This is a genomic window from Sedimentitalea todarodis, from assembly GCF_032595355.1.
GTDB classification, from domain to species: Bacteria; Pseudomonadota; Alphaproteobacteria; order Rhodobacterales; family Rhodobacteraceae; genus Sedimentitalea; species Sedimentitalea todarodis.
Window position 1 is genome coordinate 16,229 of the sequence record NZ_JASMWN010000014.1, and the last position, 19,405, is coordinate 35,633.

The window sequence follows — 19,405 nt, forward strand, 5'->3', positions numbered from 1 at the left end:
GAATGGGTGCAAGCACGGACCCTCGCCTCAAAGAGGTATTGGCCAGCCTGGTCAAGCACCTGCACGCCTTCGCCAAGGAGATTGAACTGCGCCAGGAGGAGTGGGACATCGCCATCGATTTCCTCACCGAAACCGGACAGATATGTTCGGAAGAGCGACAGGAGTTCATCCTGTTATCGGACGTTCTCGGACTTTCTATGCTGACCGACGCGATCAACAACCGGCGCCCGTCCGGCGCGACGGAAAGCACGGTCCGTGGGCCTTTCCACGTCGCGAACGCGCCCATTCGAGAAATGGGCGACTCGATCAATCTCGACGGCAAGGGGGAGAGTTGCCAATTCGAAGGGCGCGTCATCGACATTCACGGCGATCCGATCGCTGGCGCGTGCGTCGATGTGTGGTCCGACGACGCCGATGGTTTCTATGACGTTCAGAAGCCGGGCGAAATTCCGAAATGGAACAATCGTGGCCGCTTCATTACCGGCCCTGACGGGCAATATCGCTATACGGGCATCAAGCCGGTCAGCTATCCCATCCCGGACGATGGCCCGGTGGGTCAGATGCTTGGCAAGATCGGCCGGCACCCCTTCCGCCCGGCACACATGCACTTCATGGTGACGGCGCCCAGCCATGAAACCATCGTAACGCATACATTCGTGGCTGAAGATCCGTACCTTCTCGACGACGCTGTTTTTGGGGTGAAAGAGACACTGATCGCGCCGTTCGAGCACATCGGGCGCGACACGGAGTGGCGGTCGAAGTTTGATTTCGTGATGGTCCCGACGGGCCGAGAGGATGGCAAATGACGACCCCAGTAGTCATTTGCGTCGCGATCACCGGATCGCTGCCGCAGAAATCCAACAACCCGGCGGTACCGATCACCATCCCGGAGCAGATCGAGTCGACCCAGGAAGCTTTCGAAGCAGGTGCGACTGTCGCCCACTGCCACGTACGCAACGCAGACGGATCCGCGACCTCCGACCCGGCGAAGTTTGGCGAACTGATGGAGGGGTTGCGCAAGCACTGCCCCGGAATCATCGTGCAGCTCTCGACGGGCGGGCGATCTGGTGCCGGCCAAGAGCGCGGCGGCATGCTTCCGCTGCGGCCGGACATGGCCTCGCTGGCGGTCGGCTCGAACAACTTTCCGACCCGCGTCTACGAGAACAATCCGAACCTTGTCGACTGGCTGGCCTCGGAGATGGTCAAGTTCGACGTGAAGCCCGAGATCGAAGCATTCGATCTCAGCCACATCTTCCAGGCCGCGGGCATGGTGAAGGACGGGCGCCTCAAGGCACCGCTGCATGTCCAGTTCGTGATGGGTGTAAAGAACGCGATGCCGGTCGACCGCAGGGCATTCGAGTTCATGGTCGAGACCACCAACCGACTAATGCCGGAAGCGACGTGGTGCGCCGCCGGGATCGGGCGGAATCAGGCGACGTTGAACGACTGGTGCGCGGAGCTTGGCGGGCACTGCCGCACCGGTCTCGAGGACAACATGCGCCTCGACAAGGACATGCTGGCCCCGTCCAACGCCGCACTGGTCAAGCAGTGCGTGGGGATCATCGAGAAGCATGGCCGCCGCGCAGCAACAGTCGCGGAGGCGCGGGCGCTGCTGAGCCTGCCGTCGGCCGGTTGAGAGGGAACAGATACATGGTGAACAAGATCTACGGTGACGCCGCATCGGCCCTGGAAGGGCTTCTGTTTGACGGCATGACCATCGCCGCTGGGGGTTTCGGTCTGTGCGGTATTCCCGAAAACCTGATCGCGGCGATCCGCGATTCGGGTGTGAAGCACCTGACCGTCGCATCAAACAATTGCGGGGTTGATCATTTCGGGCTCGGAATGCTGCTGGACACCAAGCAGATCATGAAGATGATCAGCTCCTACGTGGGCGAGAACGACGAGTTCATGCGGCAGTATCTCTCAGGCGAACTTGAGATCGAATTCAATCCGCAAGGCACCTTGGCCGAGCGGCTGCGTGCCGGCGGTGCCGGAATCCCCGGCTTCTACACCGCCACCGGAGTCGGAACGAAGGTAGCCGAAGGCAAGGAGCACAAGGACTTCGACGGCAGAACCTACATCCTTGAGCGCGGGATCAAGGCCGACCTCGCCATCGTCAAGGCGTGGAAGGGCGACGAGCAGGGCAACCTGATGTACCGCAAGACAGCGATGAACTTTAACCCCGACTGCGCCGCGGCTGGCAAGGTAACCATCGCAGAGGTGGAGGAGATCGTGCCGCTCGGAACCCTAGACAAACAAGCGATCCATACGCCGGGCATCTACGTCCAGCGGATCGTCAAAGGAGAATTCGAGAAGCGGATCGAGCAGCGGACCACGCGCGCGGCGTAACGCGGGACAGAGCTTAGTCAGGGATTACCCAGGAGACTCATCCTCCGGCCCCGGCGGTCGGCTTGTCGAGCAGCGCCGGGGGCCCAGCAAAAGTAGAGAGACCGAGGATCAAAGGAGATAAGACATGTGGAGCCGCGATCAGATGGCCGAACGGGCGGCGCAGGAGCTAGCAGATGGCAATTACGTCAATCTCGGCATCGGCATCCCGACGCTAGTGTCGAACTACATCAGTGAGGATATCGACGTCACCCTGCAGTCCGAAAACGGCATGCTGGGCATGGGGCCATTCCCGACCGAGGACGAGATCGACGCCGATCTCATCAATGCTGGCAAGCAGACCATCACCGAACTGCGCCGGACCTCTTATTTCTCCTCGTCGCAGAGCTTCGCGATGATCCGGGGTGGGCACATCAACCTCTCTATTCTCGGCGCGATGGAGGTGGCCGAGAACGGAGATCTCGCCAACTGGATGGTGCCCGGAAAACTGGTCAAAGGGATGGGCGGCGCCATGGACCTGGTCGCAGGCGTGCAGCGCATTGTTGTGATCATGGACCATGCCAACAAGAAGGGCGAGGCGAAGCTACTGAAAGAGTGCACCCTGCCTCTGACCGGTCAGGGTGTGGTCGACCGCATCATCACCAATCTTGGCGTCTTCGACGTGGTCGAAGGCGGCCTCAGGGTCATTGAACTCGCCCCAGGCGTCAACAAGGAAGTAGTCCGCGCCCAAACCGAAGCCACACTGGTGGAGTGACGAATATGTTCCCATCGCCCTTTTCGTCGCGAAGCGCCGACGTCGCCCGATGAGTTAGCCGCCTTAGACGGCGGCGAGGTCCGCGATCCGCTCGCCGCCAGTTGAGATTTCTCTGCAGACTGCATGAACGACCGCTCTTCACTTTGCGGGATAGTGTGGATTTTTTGCGCCATTGCGGCGAGGGAGGGTCTGCGAGCGCGTGAAGCAAAGGTTTGTCACTTCTGCAACGGGCTCTCAGTAAGCTTTCGCCTTGCGGATCACGAAAAGCCAGTTCGAGATATACGCCCTCCGCTGTACTACTCACCAACTGACAAGACGCGGGATTTTCCAGCCATTCCCGCGAAGTTGCCTTTCGAACTCTTTTGGTTAGCTACCGATTGTGTAGTGAGTTGCTTTCGACCGTGAAGTATCTCGCGGTACGCGCGCTGCTTAAATGTCCCCTCATGGCGTTGAAATCAATCGGCGCGGAACACATCAATGAGGAAACCACAATGACGACACAGACCCACAACGTAGCCGTTTCCAACGGCGTCAACACCGAAGCACTAATCGGGGCGCGGGGCGCCTTTGCCGAAATGCCCGAAGCCGCAGCGTTTACCTTTCGCAGCACCTGCGATTGGGTTGCTGGCTCCGAAAGCCGCAACACGATCAATGGCTACTTCGGCCTTGGCGAGGACCACAGCCGCAAACAGACCTTCACCATCATCTCGGATCATCCGGAGGTTTTTGCTGCCCCCGACACCGCCCCGACCCCGACCGAGATTGTCCTGGCAGCGCTCGCAAGCTGTCTGACCGGCGGCGTCGCTGCCGTGGCACAGCACCGAGGCATTCAGCTGCACCGGGTGCAGGCTCGTGTCGAAGGGGACATGGACATGCGCGGTATTCTGGGCATGGACTCGGACATTCGAAATGGCTTCAGCGCCGTGCGTGTCACCTTCGAGATCGAAGCGGATGCCAGCGATGACGATATTCGTGCTATCGTCGCTCAATCGCAAAAACGGTCGGCTGTTTTCGATCTGCTGACCAACCCGACCAACGTCCATGTGGCGGTGGCCTGACCCCGGGCGGGAAAGCACAGCGAGCGTCGCGCTTTTTGCATCGACCACCATCATTGGTGCCGGCTTGGCCGGGCTCGCGATGCAACGCGCGCGGCGACATTGGAGAGAGTCTCAATGCCCGGATCCCCCAGCGGACCATTCAGCACGGCCTTTACGAAACTGGTCGGGGTGTCGCACCCAGTCGCGCTGGCCCCCATGGGCGGCGTAGTTGAAAGCGATCTGGCGGCGGCCGTCGGCAATGCGGGTGGCTATCCTATCATGCCGTTTTCATGGAGCGGGCAGGACGTCATCGAGGCTGAACTGACAAGCCTGCGCGCAAAGACGAAGGCCCACTTCGCCGTCAATCTGTGCCTTGCCATGCCCCAAGACGCGCGGTTGGAGCTTTGCCTGTCCCACAAGCCGAATGCCGTGCATTTCTTCTGGGGTGACGCAGCCCCTTACGTGCGCCATGTCCATGCACATGGCGCGCTGGTGATCCAGACGGTTTCGGATTCCGAAGAGGCAGGGCGGGCTGTTGCCGCCGGGGTGGATGTGCTGGTCGCTCAAGGCTGGGAAGCGGGCGGGCATGTGCGGGGCACTGTCGCGACATTGCCGCTGATCCCTGCCGTGGTTGACGTTGCGGGATCGGTGCCGGTGTTGGCTGCGGGTGGCATATCGGACGGGCGCGGGCTAGCGGCGGCCCTGTGTCTTGGGGCCAGTGGCGTGGTGATGGGAACGCGGTTTCTGGCAACCCCGGAATCTGCGGCCCACAAGGAGTACGTCGCACAGCTCATTGCAGCCGATCACGGCGATACGCTCATTGAAACCGACCTTTACAATGTCGGCTGGCCGAACGCGCAGCACCGCGTCTTGCGCAATGCGCTGGCAGAGCGCTGGCTTGCAGAGGGGCGCCCGGACAACAGATCAAGGCATCGCGCCGACGACGCCATCGCACAGCGCGGCGGGGTAAATATCGGGACCTATCAATCCACAACCCCACACCGCGAGATGACGGGAGAGATCGAGGCCATGTCCATGTGGGCGGGCCAAAGCGTCGGGTTGGTGAGGCAGGTCGAACCCGCCGGTTCCATCGTTGCGCGCGTGATGGATGAGGCACGGACTATCCTCAGCTTACGCTAACTGCCCGCAAGGATTTCCTCGGCATTGGGCAGGCTTGCGAAAACACAATCCGATAGCCAGTTCGAGATGTTGCGCGTCAGGGCAACTGGCCCGATGATCTCCATCTCGCCCGAAGCCTTGGCGGCCTTGTAGCTTGTGCGCCCCAACCAGGCATCCGCCATCGCGCGAACCTTGGTTGTGACAAAGACGTCGACATCCAGCCCAGGATCGCTCGTGCAGACATCCACGCTTTCACCGTCTGCCGTGATCCACCATTTCGGCTGCTCGGGGAAATCCGTGAACTGAAACAGCACAACGGTTTTTCCGCCGGGCAGGTTTTCCGTCACAACGCTGCGTTGAAGATAGAGCATCAGCAATTCAACGTCGTAATCAGAGTCCTTCATAAAGGCTTTGGACCATTCCATGCCCCAGCTGCCGAGGGCCAGCAGAATCGGCTGAAGCTGTTTGCAACTGGCTGTCGGTAGATATTCGTGACCTCGTCCGCCCTGTATCTGACGCTTGTAGACAAGGTCATATTGTTCCAGCGTCGCCAGTCTACGGGTCAGCAGCGTCGGCGAAATGGATCCCAACCCCCGTTGAAGCTCCGAGAAACGGGTGCTGCCCATCAACAGTTCCCGGACAATCAGCATCGTCCATTTTTCACCAAGGATTTCGGTTGATTTGGCGATGGGGCACCACTGGCCATAGCTGTGGGACATAGAGCTAACTCCAGAATGTGTAGTAACCTGCATCAATTCCTATAGTGAGTTGCTCCACCCTGTAAAGCATCCGGCAAAACAAACTCCGGGTATCTCTGGTGGCATAACGCGGCCCATTGGCGGGCCGCAAAGCGGAGAAACCCCATGAAACTACCAATCCACACCCTTGAAACTGCGGCAGAGCAAGCCCGCCCGATCTTCGATGCCACCACACAGGCGCGCGGCTTTGTCCCCAATGTCTACGCCGTCTATGGCACCCTTCCTGATGCGATGGCCGGCTTTGCCGGGCTCACCGGTGCCTTCGGTGCCAGCAGCCTGACACCCGCCGAACGCGAGGTGATCCAGCTGGCAGTCAGCGTTGCCAATCAGTGCCGGTATTGCGTTGCAGGCCACACGGCCTTTGCCGCCGAGGCGGGGCTAGTTGGGGCCCATGTTCAGGCGATGCGAAATGGCCAGGACCCCGATGATGATCGGCTTGGCGCGCTGGCCCGGTTCGCCCGGAAGCTGACAACAGATCGCGGCCGAAACTGCACCAGCGAACATGCGGCGTTTCTGGCGGCAGGATATGCCCCCGAACAGGCGCTGGAGGTCATCATCGGCGTGGCCAACAAGACCCTCAGCAATATGACGGCCAACCTCCTGAACCTGCCGCTGGACGCCGCATTCGCGCCCTACGCATGGTCCCCGTTGGAGGCGGCGGCATGAGGCACATTTCCACACTGATCATCGGCGCCGGGCAGGCTGGCCTTGCCATGAGCCACTGTCTGGCCGAGCGGTCCGAGCCGCATGTCGTGCTTGAGCGCGGCGAGATCGGCAATTCCTGGGCGCAGGAGCGGTGGGACAACCTCACCATGCAATCGCCCAACTGGCAAAGCCGGCTGCCGGGCTATGGCTACACCGGCCCCGATCCGGATGGCTACATGACCATGCCCGAGGTTGTCGCCTACCTGAAGTCCTACGCCGCGCAGTCCGCCGCTCCGGTCGAGGCTGGTGTGACCGTCACCTCCGTCACGCGAGAGGACGGTCATTTTGTGGTGGCGACGGACAAGGGTGTCTGGCACGCCACAAACGTGGTCATCGCGACCGGGGCCTGCAATCGCCCGGCCATTCCGGCGTTTGCGAACGAGGTCCCCGGTGAGATCACGCAGGTATCGCCGCTGTCCTATCGCAACCCGTCTGAGCTGCCCGCGGGTGGTGTCCTTGTCGTGGGAGCCTCTGCAACAGGCGTGCAGCTTGCCGCCGAGATCCGTGCCTCCGGCCGACCGGTCACCCTTGCGACGGGCAACCACATCCGCATGCCGCGACACTACCTTGGCCATGACATCACCTGGCTGATGGAGCAATCCGGGCTGTTCTCGAGCACACTTGACGACATAGACGACGTAACGCGGGCCCGTTCCTTACCGTCGCTGCAACTGATCGGGGACCGCTCGCGCCGGTTCCTCGACCTCAACGTGTTGCAAGGCATGGGGGTCGAAGTTGTCGGTCGTCTGGTCGGGTGCCATGCGGGGACGTTCCAGTTTTCCGGCGCGCTGGCGAATGCGGCGGCGCTCTCTGACCTCAAGATGAACCGGGCCCTGTCGGTGGTCGACGCCTGGGCACAGCAAAGCGGCCTGACCTTCGCCGAAGCACCGCGCCGCTTTGCCCCGACATCGGTGCCGGAGACGCCGCGTCTCACCCTGCCGCTCGCGGGTGGCGAGATATCGACCATTGTCTGGGCATCGGGCTTTCAGCCCGACATGTTGTGGCTGCACCTGCCGCACTTCGACGAAAAAGGACGGCTTCAGCACCGGGGCGGCATCGTGGCACCCGGTCTCTACGTGCTGGGGCTGCCGTTCCTGCGCACCCGAAAATCTACTTTTCTGGGCGGTGTTGGTGCCGATGCCCGCGTTCTCGCCCAGCACATTTCCGAAACCCGAGGCCGCATGGCCGCCTGATCCAATGGAGGATCCGATGACTCAACCACACAATTCCAAGGACCATGCCGACGCCACCCGGCCCGTATCGCTGCCCTGCGAAGGCGGATGTACCTGTGGGCAAGTCCGCTACCGCCTGCTGGCCACACCCCTCATCACCCACGGTTGCCATTGCAGCCTGTGCCAGCGGCAGACAGGCACCGCATTTGCCACCAACGCCCTTGTGGAGGCCGAGAACATCGAGGTTCTGTCGGGTGACCTCGAGAGCCTCAAGGTCGCGTCGCCCAGCGGGCAGGGGCAGACCATCACCCGCTGTGCGACCTGCCGCGTTGCCGTCTGGAGCTGCTATCACAGGAATGAGATGAATGAACGGATCCGTTTTCTCAGGGTCGGGACCCTGGACGATCCCACACCATTTCCACCGGACATCCACATTTTCACATCGACCAAGCTGCCCTGGCTGCTCTTGCCCAAAAACGTTCCGGCAGTTGCCGAATTCTACAGGATTGGTGAAACATGGTCGCATGACAGCCTCGCCCGGAGAGCGAAGGTCTTGAAGGCGGGATAAACCACTTGCCCTGATTATTGCCAAAGCAGACTTTCGCTGCGGCCCCATTATATCGGTGGATATGGGCTCTGTTCTGCCGACTGCTGTGCAATGCATCAAGGCTCGTTCTGGTTTAGCGAACGGCCGTAGCCGTCCGCCAACTTCGTTCAGATGTCGATTCATTCTGCGATGCTTAACGCATCTTCCAGTTCGACGCCGAGATAGCGTACCGTGCTATCAACCTTCGTATGGCCAAGTAGCAATTGGACGGCGCGAAGGTTGCCTGTCTTTCGGTAAATCTCCGCAGCTTTGGTTCGGCGCAGCGAGTGTGTGCCATATCCACTGGGTTCCAAACCAATCGCGGTAACCCAATCACGGACCAGCCGGCCATACTGCCGCGTTGAGATATGCGGGCGGTCATGAAAGCGACTGGGGAACATGAAGCCGCAAGCGATCATCTCGGGTGATCTTACCCACGCAATGACAGTATCCCTCGTGTTTTCAGTCAGTTCAAACTGAACGGGTTTCTTGGTCTTGCTCTGGATCACGGAAACCCTTTCGCGAACACGATTATCTTTGACCAGGTCGGTGACCGCAAGCTTGACCAAATCGCAACCACGCAGCTTGCTATCAATCGCAACGTTGAACAGCGCGAGGTCGCGTAAGTAGCCTGCAAGCTCGAGCCGGGCACGAATGGTCCAAACCTGTTTGGGAAGCAGGGGTCGTTTCTGACCGATGATCCGTCCCTTGTTCCATGCTTTGCGTTTTGGGGTGACTGCCGGAAGTTGGACTCTTGGCATAATATGCCCTCCGATCCGCCCTCCATACCCACACATCAGCACAGCGCTGACGAGAGGAATCTAGCAGTGGTTTGAATGGCCGTTGTCCGAAGGCGTGGGAACGCTTTATCTCTGCCTATGCATTCGGCCGCTCTGAGCTCTTATTGACCACGGTGTGGGTCATTTTCCGGAAGCGCTTCACGCAGGTCCTCAGCACTTTTCCAATCCGGCTTGGCGCTAGCCCCAGTCTCGTCCGGGATATAGGCCGATGCCGCAGCTTTGGTCAGATTGGGAATATAACGCGGGCAATTGGGAAAAATCTCATCGGCGTCTACTTGCACGGTCATCTTGTGGCCCGCAATCGTTGATTTATCCGAAAGGGTGCAATTACCGTTGACGCGCAATCTTTTGGGCTGTGCGCCAAATTCAATGAATAGCAGTCCAACGCGCGGCGACCTCAGTGCGTTGCCAAGGCTCCGATACATAGAATTTCCATCGAAATCAGACCACTCCAAGCTCGTCGGACCGGTCACTCGGACAAACCCTGCAGCACCTCCTCGAAAGGAGCAATCGACGCTTTGCCCATGAGCTGTTGCAATGAAGAAAAATTCGGCACCCTCTATGAAAGTGATGTCCTGCTCGCGAAATTCAGAAAACCGACGATGCTTTTCCAAAGCATCAGCCATTCGACGTCCGTCGAACTTGTCCTGCAACTCCCGGTGACCGTCGTGAAACATGGTGCTTGAATTAGACGACATTCTTGTTCCTCCATCCGTGCCTAAGGGCAGCATATCAGGATTAGTCAAAGCCAGCGAGCGGCAGCAATGTCCACGATGTGTAAATTCGGCTTCTGATCTATGCTGCGACCCGCACGAATAGCCGCATCGCCCGCTGCAAGGCGGCATCGAAAGTCTTGCTCGCGCCGCGATTTTTGTGCTGCGAGCGCACGCAGCGAGAAAATCGAATTTACAGGTTGGGCTCTCTCGACACCTTCGCCGCGCGCTGCATGAATGTCCGACGTTGCTGTCGCGGGTTGGGAAAGCTGTTCAGCAGAGGAAGAAGGCCGGATTGGACAGCCCATCCGAGCTTCTCTCGCATATCTCACGCCCCGGATGGGCGCATATCCTACTCAAGTGCGAATAGTGGTGGCCAATACCATGATCAAAACGGGTGATACAACTCCATCTCCAGCCTGAGCGACCCCAGAAATGCCGCTCAGGCAGCTTCTGTCCCGTGTTTGCGTTCAAGCTGCTCCTTGGCCTCTGTAGCGGACGCGGCATAAGCGGCATGTGCGTCTGGGCTCATCTTGTCCCCCTTTTTCTTTTTGACAGGTTGTTTGGACCGTTTGTGGATTGGCGCCGTCGTTGCGGCTTTGCGGTCCACCGTCATCCCGGAGATTGCTTCCTCCGTCGCCGCGTCCTCTTCTACCTTCGCAACACGCGCCGCTTCTCTTACCTCTTTCATGGTCATTGATTTTGCGGCTTGATCGACGGTCGGGTAGGGATAATCGTGACCCTCTTGAGCCCTATGGATTTTCAGAATTTCGCGTGACTCATAATACTTGATCCGGTCCGCAAGGATCGGGTTCTGCCGTTCCGGCAGAATGATGATCTTGTCGGGGTCCATGTCGCGGATTTCCTGCTTGGACAAGAGCGGGCGATGCTCGGTGCTGCGGGTCACGCTGCCTGCCCCAAACCCGACGTCCCGCAATTCGCGCGACCGACTGACGGTTGAGCCGGTGCGCGTGCCAAGAGCGGTTTCCAACTCGCTGGCGGTTCGATCCTCACTGGCCGCGATATAGAGCTTCACCTGACAGGCGCTTTCAATCGCCTGAATTTCCTCCGGGCTATACGGCACGGTAATCAGACCGGGAATGGATTGGGTGACGATGGCAAACCGTCCTCCATGTCCTGCCGTTTGTTTCATCGCCTGGACGACGAGAGGCATCCGGCCAAGCTGGTCGAACTCATCCAGCAGCATGAAGATGGGCAAGGGTTCGTCTTCTCCAGGTTTTGACGAGCGCAGAAAGGAAATCAGGTCTGCGAAAAACAGGCGAACCAGAGAGTTGAGCCGTTGCATATCTTCGGACAGGATCATCAGATAGACCGACGTTGGTTCGCGGCGCATTTGCGTGAAATCAAAATCGTTGCGACGTGTGACCCGTTCGACCTTGGGGTTGGCCCACTGTCCCAGCCCTGCGATACTGAGAATGGAAACATAGCTTTGCTGGATTTTGGCGTCGAGTGACGCCATTCGGTTCAACTCGCGGGCGGCGTTCGGATATTTGCACTCTTTGGCTGCGGCTTGAAGGAGATCGGCCGATGATTTGCCAAGGTCTGTGCCCTGCCCGGTTCCGAAGATGATGCGGTAGATTTCACCCATCGTCGGATTATCGCGCTGCACGGCAAGGATACCGGCGGCGACAAACAAGATAATCGACCCTTCGAGCCAATCGTCCTTGCCGTCCGTTTGCAGGAAGAGCTGCGCGATGCGTTCGAGCCCGGTCCACAGTTCTTCCATATCCTCGATGCCCGATAGACGCGCCAGGGGATTGTATTGATGTGTGGGGTTCTTGAAATCGAGCGGCGCGAACCGGAAAACCTTGTCGCCCATTTGCTCACGCGCCCGCGCTGTCTCGTCCCAGAGTTCGCCTTTTACGTCCAGCACGACCATCGAACCGGGAAAGGTCAGGGCATTGGGAATGACAAAGCCGACACCTTTACCGGATCGGGTTGGCGCGACCATCAGCACATTGCTGACCGAGCTGTAGAGAGCCGCAATGTAACGGAGCTTGCGAGTGCGAAACGGCAAGGCTTTGGTCAGTTTGCTATCGGTCGCCTTTACCTTGATAGGGCGGTCCGGACGCTGCGACGGTGGAGTGATCTGCTCGCCCAGAACGAAGCCATAGCCGACCGGCTGGACCATCTTGTTGCGGCGCAGACTGGACAGAGATTGAAAGCGACGTTGTCCGTAGCTGACCAGCCTATCCCAGATCACCGTCGCAATGGCGACGATCAGAAACACGCTGATACACCCCAGCACAACAAGATGCGCCGTCAGATAGGGCTGGGCCAACCAGATGCCATCCATCACGGTTTGAGAATGCAGCATCAGATCGGTGCTCAGTATATCTCGGCGCAAGGCAAATGTCAGATAGACACTGGCGATACCGGACCCGGCGACAAGGCCGCAGAGGACGGCCAACAGGCTTGCGAACATCAGTTTCATATCGAATACCCCCTGCTCCGCGAATAGTTTGGATCGACGGCCTCCAGCCCGCCCTCAATCTCATCTGGCTCCAGGCCGACATCGAGGGATTTGGCGCTTTTCAGGAGTTCTTTCGCGGCAAGACGCTGATTGGCGGGGGTGTCGATGTATTCAGACAGCGAGTCCACGTTGCCGGTTGCGATCTCCTGCATCGCCCCCCTGCCCTCCAACGCAACAAACGCGGTCAGAACGTGCCGCCCTACGGCACTGTCGGCCAGATCGGCGCGGCCCGTGGTGGCGGCTGTGCTGGCCATGTCTTGAAGAACCCGCGCAACGCCGTCGCGGTCATATACTTTGCTGTCTGCAATGATCCGGTCCTCGACGTTGCCGAGTTCGAGCTGCAAATCGCGGTAGTCGGCTTCGGCCTTCCGATAAGCAGCGACATAATCGCTCGCCTCTTTGGGCGCGGCCCCTGCCCTGTAAACCCCTTCAACAACGCTGCCCTCTATCTCCATACTGCGTTCCGAAATGTAGGCGCGGCTGTAGCCCTGGGACCGCAGACGGCCAATTTCGGCATCGATCCCGGCCTGGATCGTCATCTCCTCGAGATCACGGCGGTCCTGAATGGCGGTCCGCATGGCGTCAATCCGGGCCTGCTGTTCGTCGCCGACATCTGCGCCGCGCAACAGTTCGTCATAGCGATCCATCGTATCCCTCAAGAGCGCATCGGCCCGCACGGTGTCGGCTGCGTTGAAGTCACCGCGTTCGCGTTGTGCATGCAGATCCAGGGCTTCTGCGGCGACCTCGCCTGACTTGCGCGGCTCCATCGCCCGCGCAACAACCAACGGTTCGAATTTGGTGAATTCATCAAGGGCGAGTTCATCAAACCCGGCGCGAACACCGTTTTCGACCTCTTCAAGCGCTTTGCGGCGTTCGACTTCAACACCCTCATACGCGAACGCGCGGCCCGCGCTGGTCTGAAAGACCGTCGCGCCCCGCGCGGCCACGATCCTCGCAATGTCCTCGCGCTCCATTTTCACGTTCTCGACCGGATCATCGATGGTATTGATAAGCCGCTCCTGCATTTGCAGCGGGTCAATCCCCATGCTGGCGGCTTTCTGGACGTAGGCTTTCATTTCCTTCGGGATGTCTTCAAGCCGGTGGCTGTGCATTTCCTCGTAGGCCTCGGCGACTGCGGGCATGACCGTGGCAAACCTGGACGGCACGTCGCCTGTGACAAGATAGGTCTCCAGCACGTTTTCGGTGACGAACGCATGCAGCAACGCAGTGTCGGCTTCATCGACATAAAGCGCGGCGCGGGCCTCCAAAGCGCCTGCGTCTGGAATGAGATAAGACGATGGGGAATTCCTGAAGGCCGTCCAGATGGTGTCGTCTGTCAGATCGGGCGTTGCGTCGGTTTCGATGATGTTCAGAGCCACGTCGATCTTTCGCATGATCTCTGTTTGTTCTGTTTCGGGCAACGCCTCGATCTGCTCCCGGTTCTGTTCTGCCCACCCTATAAGCGACGTACGAATGTCCTCACGGTCAGCATTCACATCCAGTTCAATCTGCATCATCGGTCCTTTCGGGATTTCTTCGCCGGCGAACAAGGCGGCTGCTGAAATATACGCACGGTCCGCAATCATCGGTGCGCCGATGGTCAGGGCAAAATCTGCCAGGACAGAGTAAAGAACAGCGGTGCGCAGCATGTCGGTCCTGCGCCACTCGGCGGTCATGTCAGCCTTCACGGCCTCTGTCGAAAGGCTGCGGCCTTCGCGCTTTGCATATATTTCTTCACTGGTGATGGGCTTGCCATACAGTCCGCGGTCGGCACGGCTCAGGCTTTCCAGCCGGATGCCAAAATCATCAGCAATGTCCGTCATGCGGTCGCGCATCATCTGCGGGTTGAAAATGCCCTCCGATGAGATGGAAAACCAGGTGCCACCAAGCCCGCGGTTGTTCAGGACAATATGAACATGGGGGTTTGCGGTATCGGTGTGTAGCGCCGCAACATACTCCCAGGTATCGGAAACATGCGTTTCGTCCTCGAACATTTCGGCGCACCAATCCTGCGCGATCTGAAACGCGGCGTCCTGGGACACATCATCGGGAAACGACAGGACCATGTGACTTGTGTGGCCGTTGCGGGGACGGCCCTTCCAGTCCTGTGACCATGCGCGCATCATCTGGTCAAGATCAGCCTGCTCAAAAGCGTCATCATCAGCATGAACAAGAGTCGCGGACGCAAACGTTCCTTTCGCCTTTCCATTGATATAGGCGAGCTGCCCTGCGAGTTGCTTGGGGTGCTGCACACCTGCGCCTGGAATACGTTTCACAAAAGCACTGCCGGTCGATGTAAGGCTTTTCCAAACCCGCTCGGCGCGCGGCTTGGCCCCGCCTCCCACGGTCGTCTGACCCATGCCGCGATTGGCACGGATCAGAATGTCATCAAGAAAACCGGACGCCGTCATGTCCTGTCACCGGAGTGCAGCGCGTCCCTGCCCTTCTGCCGGACCTCTCGAAACGCCGTCGCGAGACGCCCATCGAGCGCCACGTAGGCGCGCTTCAGATCGGACAAAAAGCCTTTGTCCTGCGCGGTCAGCTTCGCCTGACCCTTGAAGGCGGCCTTGTTCAGCGCGCGGGCGATCTGGTTCAGGTTGCGGCCCTGTGCCTTCAACTCGGCCCTCACCTCTGAGAGATCGAGATATTCTTCACGCCGCAGTTCCAGAAAACCCGTGGCCGCTCGGATCAGGGACCGGATGGCGGCTGTCCGCGACGGCAAACCGGCGTCGAGCACGAACGCGTTGAGCGCCTGAAACTCCTCGTCCGACAGGCGCAAGGTCACAACATGCGAGGCTCGATCCGCTTTTGTATGCCCGTGACCCATGTCTTTGCGCAGCCCGTAGATCGTTGAAACATGAACGCCAAACGTCTCTGCCACGGCTTTCGCCGACGCACCCTCCAACAGCATGTTGGAGGCGTCTTTCTTGTGTTTTGAGGCGAACGATTTCAGTGCCATCGAGTCCCAAGACGAATTTGTAATACAGTCTACATATCCTGCTACCCCTATAGTTGCATAACGAGCGTCATTTGCAACTTCTATCGTCTTTTGAGGCTGGCCCGCAAAACATTCCGACGGATGGGACTCGTCAGGGCGTGGCCGGGCCCCGCTCCTTGGAACAAGGTCGGGACGGCCGTGAAATGCCGGGAATGGGTCATGGGACTTGGTACCGCAGGCAACGCCGCTTTTTTCAGTCTCACCTGCTCCGCGCGCTGCTCGGCCTTCCGCCCTGTCGCCAGGCACCTGAAAGGGCCCTGATCTCACAGGGCCGTCTTCCGGTGTCCTCCGGACAATTGCGACCCGAAACGCAGCGAAATTCTGAAAAGCCATAATGGATTGTTGCCACAGGCAACGCGATTTTGTCGCCCTGACCCGCTCAGCGTTCCGGTCGTTCGCCTCTCTGAAATTTCAGCCCTGACCCTACTCAATCGTCGTCGCCGATCCCAGGTTGCCTTCGCCAGCGCATCCAGGCGCCTCGAACCCGGAGAGCGCCGCTTACGCACTGCGCCAGGGTTGCCGGCATTGTCTGGTGAGTGTCATTCCCTGCACCCAAACCGGATTGGCGGCTGCGGCCAGTCTTCCCGCGTCGGGGACAGCCCGTTGACGCAATGGCCATTTGAACGGCGCACCTTTGTTTGTCGACGGATGAACCTGTCGCGGATCGCGGCCCGGGCGTGCCCGCAGCTGACGCTCCGGCAAGAAGAAATACGGTTTCCGCTTTGCGGACCCTCCGTATTTCAGCTTGCGCCCTGACCCGTTGCGATCCGCCAAAGACGGGTCATCAAAACAAAAGGAGACCTCCAGATGACCAACTTCGTCCTCACCGTTCCCGTCACCTTCACGAAAGACGGCCAGGAAAAAACCACCTACCGCCGCGTTGGAGCCGTGTTCGAAAACACCAAACGCGATACCGGCGAAACCTACCTTTCGATCAAGTTGGACTTTCCGATCGCCGTCACCGAACTGGTCGCGTTCCAACCAAAATCGAGGGAAGGCGAAGACGCCGACTGAAAGTCGGTCAAGGGGCGGCCATGGGGCGACCAGTGGCCGCCCCGCGCGTTTCCCGCAAGGCAACAGGGGCCAGCCCCTCGGCGCGCAGGCGCGCCCTACCCCGGGATGGTGCCGGCACTGGAACTCGCTGTTTATGCCGCGTCTGATGTTACGGACAGGGCTTGCTTGCTCAGCACATAGTCAAAAGCCTTCTGCGCCTGTGCAGCGGCTTTGAAAATGGCGGTCGAGTCATCCTTGATAATTTTCAACCAACTTTCAACGTATGCGGCTGTCTGGTCAAAATGTGGCTCAAACCCAAGATGCACCGCAAGAAAGGCGCTGAATATCTCGGCTTCGAGTTCACCCATCGAATACTCAGTCCGGTTCGCGAACTTCTTCTGCGTACCAATACGATGCTCCGCTAAAACGAAATGGCCAACTTCATGACTCAAAGTCCCATAAAATCCGGCGGCATCATAGAACGTCGCTATCGGCGGCATGTGAATGTGATCCTTGGCCGGATCATAGTAGGCTTTCGGCGCGTTGCCGGTGATGATCTCCGCACCTATGGCGGTAAAGAATGCGTCAAGCGCCGGGTCGGCCTCGGTGCCAAGATCGCGGGGCGGCTCAGGAAGGATATAATAGTCTTCCGGCAAACCGTCGATTTGATCTGCGTTGAACACATTGAACCACTTTGCCACGCGCAGGGTCTCGGTCTCGCCGTCGACCTCCTTTTCGTAGGTGGAATAGTAGACAGATTTCGCGGATTTCGCGCCCTTGCGGACACATCCGCCCAGATTGAGCGCTTGCTTGAACGTCATCCAGCGCGCGGACTGGTAGCCGTGCATCATCGCCGTGGCCCAGAGCATCAGAACATTCACGCCCTGATATTTCTCGCCAGTGTGCCGCAGGGGAAAAGAGGCGCCGGCCACATCGCCCGTCCACGGTTTGCGCCATGGCGGCGTCCCTGCCTCGATCTGCGCAATGATCGTATCCGTGACGTGCTGTTTGATGTCAAAACGTGCTTTTGCCATTTCTGGTCTCCTTGTGGTGCGCCCTCTGCGGCCTGGTGCCGAAAATGGGCTTCGGGGTTACTGGACAGCGCGAATGCGCCTGCTCCTGAAACCTCGAATGCGATGAAAGACAGGATTGGGAGCCCGCAGGCGAAACCGACATGGCTGGCGCGGGCCGGCGGCGCAGCCGCCAACACGGGAATGTCTGTTTCGCTTGCGGGCGGCGGCATCCCTGCCGCTTTCGTCCCGCAGCGGCGTTCGGCAAAGCCGAAACCCCCAGGGACCATCAAAAGCTCAGGATCGAAGATCCGCAGCCCCAGCGACCGCCACCCGAATGGGCAGATCGGCGCGACCCGGGGCGGGCATGAGACAAAGGACGGGGCGCGGATCAGAGAGATGCGACCAGGACGATTGGATCAGCGCGCACGGGGCGTGACGTTCTGGGCGCAGACCAGCCTGCTGGACGAAGCCTAGGGCATGGTGCCCTGGCCCATGGCCTGGGCGGGGGCCCCCGAAACGGCAGTTCCTCGAACATCTCGTCGGCTGCAACATCACCCGGCTTATGTCCATGTGACTGAAAGCAGGACCCAGCTAGAAATGCTGGCAAAAGGGACGTCAAAGTGAAACGCAACGGCCACGGAACTCCGCAAAAAAGAGGGACGGCGTTTCCGCCGCCCCGGAGCCCGAAGGGCTTCAGACCTGATCGCCTCCTTCTTCGGTTTCCTTCTCCCTGGGCTGGAAGGCTACCAGCTCGGTCACGGCGACGGGGAAATCCAGCTTGATCGAAAGGTAGGTTTCGCCGGTTTCGGTCTTGGTGTTTTCGAACACGGCGCCGACGCGGCGGTAGGTGGTTTTTTCCTGGCCGTCTTTCGTGAAGGTGACGGGAACGGTGAGGACGAAGTTGGTCATCTGGAGGTCTCCTTTTGTTTCGATGACCCTTCTTTGGCGGATCGCAACGGGGCAGGGCGCAAGCTGAAATACGGAGGGTCCGCAAAGCGGAAACCGTATTTCAGCTTGCCGGAGCAATGCGGAGGGCACGCCCGGGCCGCGATCCGCGATAAACCATCAACGAGAAACAAAGGGGATCAGTCAGGACCCCTTCAACACGTCCCGGCTCCCGTCCTCAGTATGGACGGCAGGCGAATATCCGGGCGGAGCTGGCATGACATAGTTCGAAAACAGCGCGAACCACGCCCCGAACGACTAAGTCTGGCCAGGCTGGATCACCGGCGCGCGTTGAACATCGCGCGTCAAGCGGCGCCCTGGAAGGAAACCTATGGATACGGAACGCATCTGATCACTACAGCCCGGGTCGGCGGCAATCGGTAACGACGAACCGGAAGCGGCAACGGTGATTCTCAATGCAGGGCCTCTAACGTGTGCAACGCGATCTCGGGTCAGCCGAAAAAGAAACTCGGTCTGATTATCATCACGGATAAGATCGATCAGCGAAGGCAAGTATATGGAGAGATACCGTTGTAATGGGCCGGTGAAAAGCCGTTATCGGGCCCAAGCTGAAGGCGCGCATTCGAAAATCAGAAGACAGTAGTCAAGATTGGCGTCCGGGTTCTCAACCGGATGACCGGACTTGGCCGCCCACGTTTTGAACGCACCGCCTAGATTCCATCTCGGGGAGGGCGCGTTCCGTGATGCCGTTGATCTGTGCAACACGACTCAGCTCAACCAGTCGATCACAAAACCGCAGCGGCGCGCGATCAAGCAAAGGCAATGCCGCTGGTGCCACTGCATCCTGCGTCAGAAAAATCTGCACTGCCGCCCCTGCCCCTTTGGCGCGCAATTTCGGGGCGACGGCATTCAGTCGCGCCGTTCGCCGGGTCAGTTTGGATGCCAACTGTGTGGCCTTGTGCAAATTCTCGGAATCCGCTGATGGTTAGGTTTGACAAATACATAGGTGAC

Annotated in this window: 19 protein-coding genes and 2 pseudogenes; 12 read left to right on the forward strand and 9 right to left on the reverse strand. The window is 59.4% G+C overall.

Going from position 1 to position 19,405, the window contains the following annotated elements; translation table 11 throughout:
• The first annotated feature begins 2 nt into the window (after positions 1 to 2).
• From QO231_RS16255 to QO231_RS16280, 6 genes are all read left to right on the forward strand, one after another.
• Positions 3 to 806 carry a dioxygenase family protein gene (locus QO231_RS16255; RefSeq protein ID WP_316779006.1) on the forward strand — a complete coding sequence of 268 codons (804 nt, stop codon included), beginning with the start codon at positions 3 to 5 and terminating at the stop codon, positions 804 to 806.
• Positions 803 to 1,636: a BKACE family enzyme gene (locus QO231_RS16260; protein WP_316778684.1), complete on the forward strand. Its 834-nt coding sequence runs from the start codon at positions 803 to 805 to the stop codon at positions 1,634 to 1,636. Before QO231_RS16255 ends, QO231_RS16260 begins: the two co-directional genes overlap by 4 nt.
• A 14-nt stretch (positions 1,637 to 1,650) precedes the next feature.
• Positions 1,651 to 2,349, forward strand: a complete 699-nt coding sequence (locus tag QO231_RS16265) for a CoA transferase subunit A (RefSeq protein WP_394356610.1) — start codon at positions 1,651 to 1,653, stop codon at positions 2,347 to 2,349.
• 124 nt (positions 2,350 to 2,473) lie between these two features.
• Positions 2,474 to 3,100 (forward strand): CoA transferase subunit B, encoded by a 627-nt coding sequence (locus QO231_RS16270; RefSeq protein ID WP_316778687.1) that lies wholly within the window; start codon positions 2,474 to 2,476, stop codon positions 3,098 to 3,100.
• A gap of 491 nt (positions 3,101 to 3,591) precedes the next feature.
• The gene (locus QO231_RS16275; RefSeq protein ID WP_316778690.1) at positions 3,592 to 4,158 is read left to right on the forward strand and encodes an OsmC family protein; all 567 of its coding nucleotides are present in this window, start codon (positions 3,592 to 3,594) and stop codon (positions 4,156 to 4,158) included.
• Positions 4,159 to 4,272: 114 nt separating this feature from the next.
• On the forward strand, positions 4,273 to 5,277 hold the full coding sequence (locus QO231_RS16280) for an NAD(P)H-dependent flavin oxidoreductase (RefSeq protein ID WP_316778693.1): 1,005 nt from the start codon (positions 4,273 to 4,275) through the stop codon (positions 5,275 to 5,277).
• On the opposite strand, the gene QO231_RS16285 is transcribed toward QO231_RS16280, so the two are convergent.
• Positions 5,274 to 5,975, reverse strand: a complete 702-nt coding sequence (locus tag QO231_RS16285; protein WP_316778696.1) for a winged helix-turn-helix transcriptional regulator — start codon at positions 5,973 to 5,975, stop codon at positions 5,274 to 5,276. The genes QO231_RS16280 and QO231_RS16285 overlap by 4 nt on opposite strands.
• Positions 5,976 to 6,119: 144 nt before the next feature.
• Between QO231_RS16285 and QO231_RS16290 the strand changes: the two genes are divergently transcribed.
• The 3 genes from QO231_RS16290 to QO231_RS16300 are packed head-to-tail and all read left to right on the forward strand — an operon-like array spanning position 6,120 to position 8,459.
• A complete protein-coding gene (locus QO231_RS16290) occupies positions 6,120 to 6,680 on the forward strand; it encodes a carboxymuconolactone decarboxylase family protein (protein ID WP_316778699.1) in 561 nt (186 codons plus the stop codon).
• Complete coding sequence (locus tag QO231_RS16295; RefSeq protein WP_316778702.1) at positions 6,677 to 7,912, forward strand: NAD(P)-binding domain-containing protein; 1,236 nt, start codon at positions 6,677 to 6,679, stop codon at positions 7,910 to 7,912. The genes QO231_RS16290 and QO231_RS16295 overlap by 4 nt, the downstream gene beginning before the upstream one ends.
• 16 nt (positions 7,913 to 7,928) lie before the next feature.
• Entirely contained in the window at positions 7,929 to 8,459 is a 531-nt protein-coding gene (locus QO231_RS16300) for a GFA family protein (protein ID WP_316778705.1), read from the forward strand.
• A gap of 158 nt (positions 8,460 to 8,617) precedes the next feature.
• On the opposite strand, the gene QO231_RS16305 is transcribed toward QO231_RS16300, so the two are convergent.
• The 5 genes from QO231_RS16305 to QO231_RS16325 all read right to left on the reverse strand — a co-directional run bounded on the left by QO231_RS16305 (position 8,618) and on the right by QO231_RS16325 (position 15,443).
• Positions 8,618 to 9,238, reverse strand: coding sequence for a tyrosine-type recombinase/integrase (locus QO231_RS16305; RefSeq protein ID WP_316778709.1), 621 nt, complete (start codon positions 9,236 to 9,238; stop codon positions 8,618 to 8,620).
• A 140-nt stretch (positions 9,239 to 9,378) separates the two neighbouring features.
• The gene (locus QO231_RS16310; RefSeq protein ID WP_316778712.1) at positions 9,379 to 9,975 is read right to left on the reverse strand and encodes a pyridoxamine 5'-phosphate oxidase family protein; all 597 of its coding nucleotides are present in this window, start codon (positions 9,973 to 9,975) and stop codon (positions 9,379 to 9,381) included.
• A 457-nt stretch (positions 9,976 to 10,432) separates the two neighbouring features.
• Positions 10,433 to 12,445 carry a type IV secretory system conjugative DNA transfer family protein gene (locus QO231_RS16315; protein WP_316778715.1) on the reverse strand — a complete coding sequence of 671 codons (2,013 nt, stop codon included), beginning with the start codon at positions 12,443 to 12,445 and terminating at the stop codon, positions 10,433 to 10,435.
• Positions 12,442 to 14,895: a relaxase/mobilization nuclease domain-containing protein gene (locus QO231_RS16320; RefSeq protein ID WP_316778718.1), complete on the reverse strand. Its 2,454-nt coding sequence runs from the start codon at positions 14,893 to 14,895 to the stop codon at positions 12,442 to 12,444. Before QO231_RS16320 ends, QO231_RS16315 begins: the two co-directional genes overlap by 4 nt.
• On the reverse strand, positions 14,892 to 15,443 hold the full coding sequence (locus QO231_RS16325; protein ID WP_316778721.1) for a hypothetical protein: 552 nt from the start codon (positions 15,441 to 15,443) through the stop codon (positions 14,892 to 14,894). The genes QO231_RS16320 and QO231_RS16325 overlap by 4 nt, the downstream gene beginning before the upstream one ends.
• 846 nt (positions 15,444 to 16,289) lie before the next feature.
• On the opposite strand from QO231_RS16325, the gene QO231_RS16330 reads away from it, so the two are divergent.
• The gene (locus QO231_RS16330; RefSeq protein ID WP_316778724.1) at positions 16,290 to 16,496 is read left to right on the forward strand and encodes a hypothetical protein; all 207 of its coding nucleotides are present in this window, start codon (positions 16,290 to 16,292) and stop codon (positions 16,494 to 16,496) included.
• Positions 16,497 to 16,627: 131 nt separating this feature from the next.
• Here QO231_RS16330 and QO231_RS16335 read toward each other — a convergent pair whose 3' ends face one another.
• On the reverse strand, positions 16,628 to 17,509 hold the full coding sequence (locus tag QO231_RS16335; protein ID WP_316778728.1) for an ArdC family protein: 882 nt from the start codon (positions 17,507 to 17,509) through the stop codon (positions 16,628 to 16,630).
• Positions 17,510 to 17,611: 102 nt separating this feature from the next.
• On the opposite strand from QO231_RS16335, the gene QO231_RS16340 reads away from it, so the two are divergent.
• Positions 17,612 to 17,962: a hypothetical protein gene (locus QO231_RS16340; protein WP_316778731.1), complete on the forward strand. Its 351-nt coding sequence runs from the start codon at positions 17,612 to 17,614 to the stop codon at positions 17,960 to 17,962.
• A gap of 219 nt (positions 17,963 to 18,181) precedes the next feature.
• On the opposite strand, the gene QO231_RS16345 is transcribed toward QO231_RS16340, so the two are convergent.
• The gene (locus QO231_RS16345; RefSeq protein ID WP_316778733.1) at positions 18,182 to 18,397 is read right to left on the reverse strand and encodes a hypothetical protein; all 216 of its coding nucleotides are present in this window, start codon (positions 18,395 to 18,397) and stop codon (positions 18,182 to 18,184) included.
• Positions 18,398 to 18,981: 584 nt separating this feature from the next.
• On the opposite strand from QO231_RS16345, the pseudogene QO231_RS26290 reads away from it, so the two are divergent.
• Positions 18,982 to 19,108 (forward strand): annotated as a pseudogene (locus QO231_RS26290) (IS5 family transposase); the annotation flags it as partial.
• On the opposite strand, the pseudogene QO231_RS16350 reads toward QO231_RS26290, so the two are convergent.
• Positions 19,059 to 19,349 (reverse strand): annotated as a pseudogene (locus tag QO231_RS16350) (DUF1403 family protein); the annotation flags it as partial. The pseudogenes QO231_RS26290 and QO231_RS16350 sit on opposite strands and share 50 nt — an antisense overlap.
• Positions 19,350 to 19,405 lie beyond the last annotated feature (56 nt).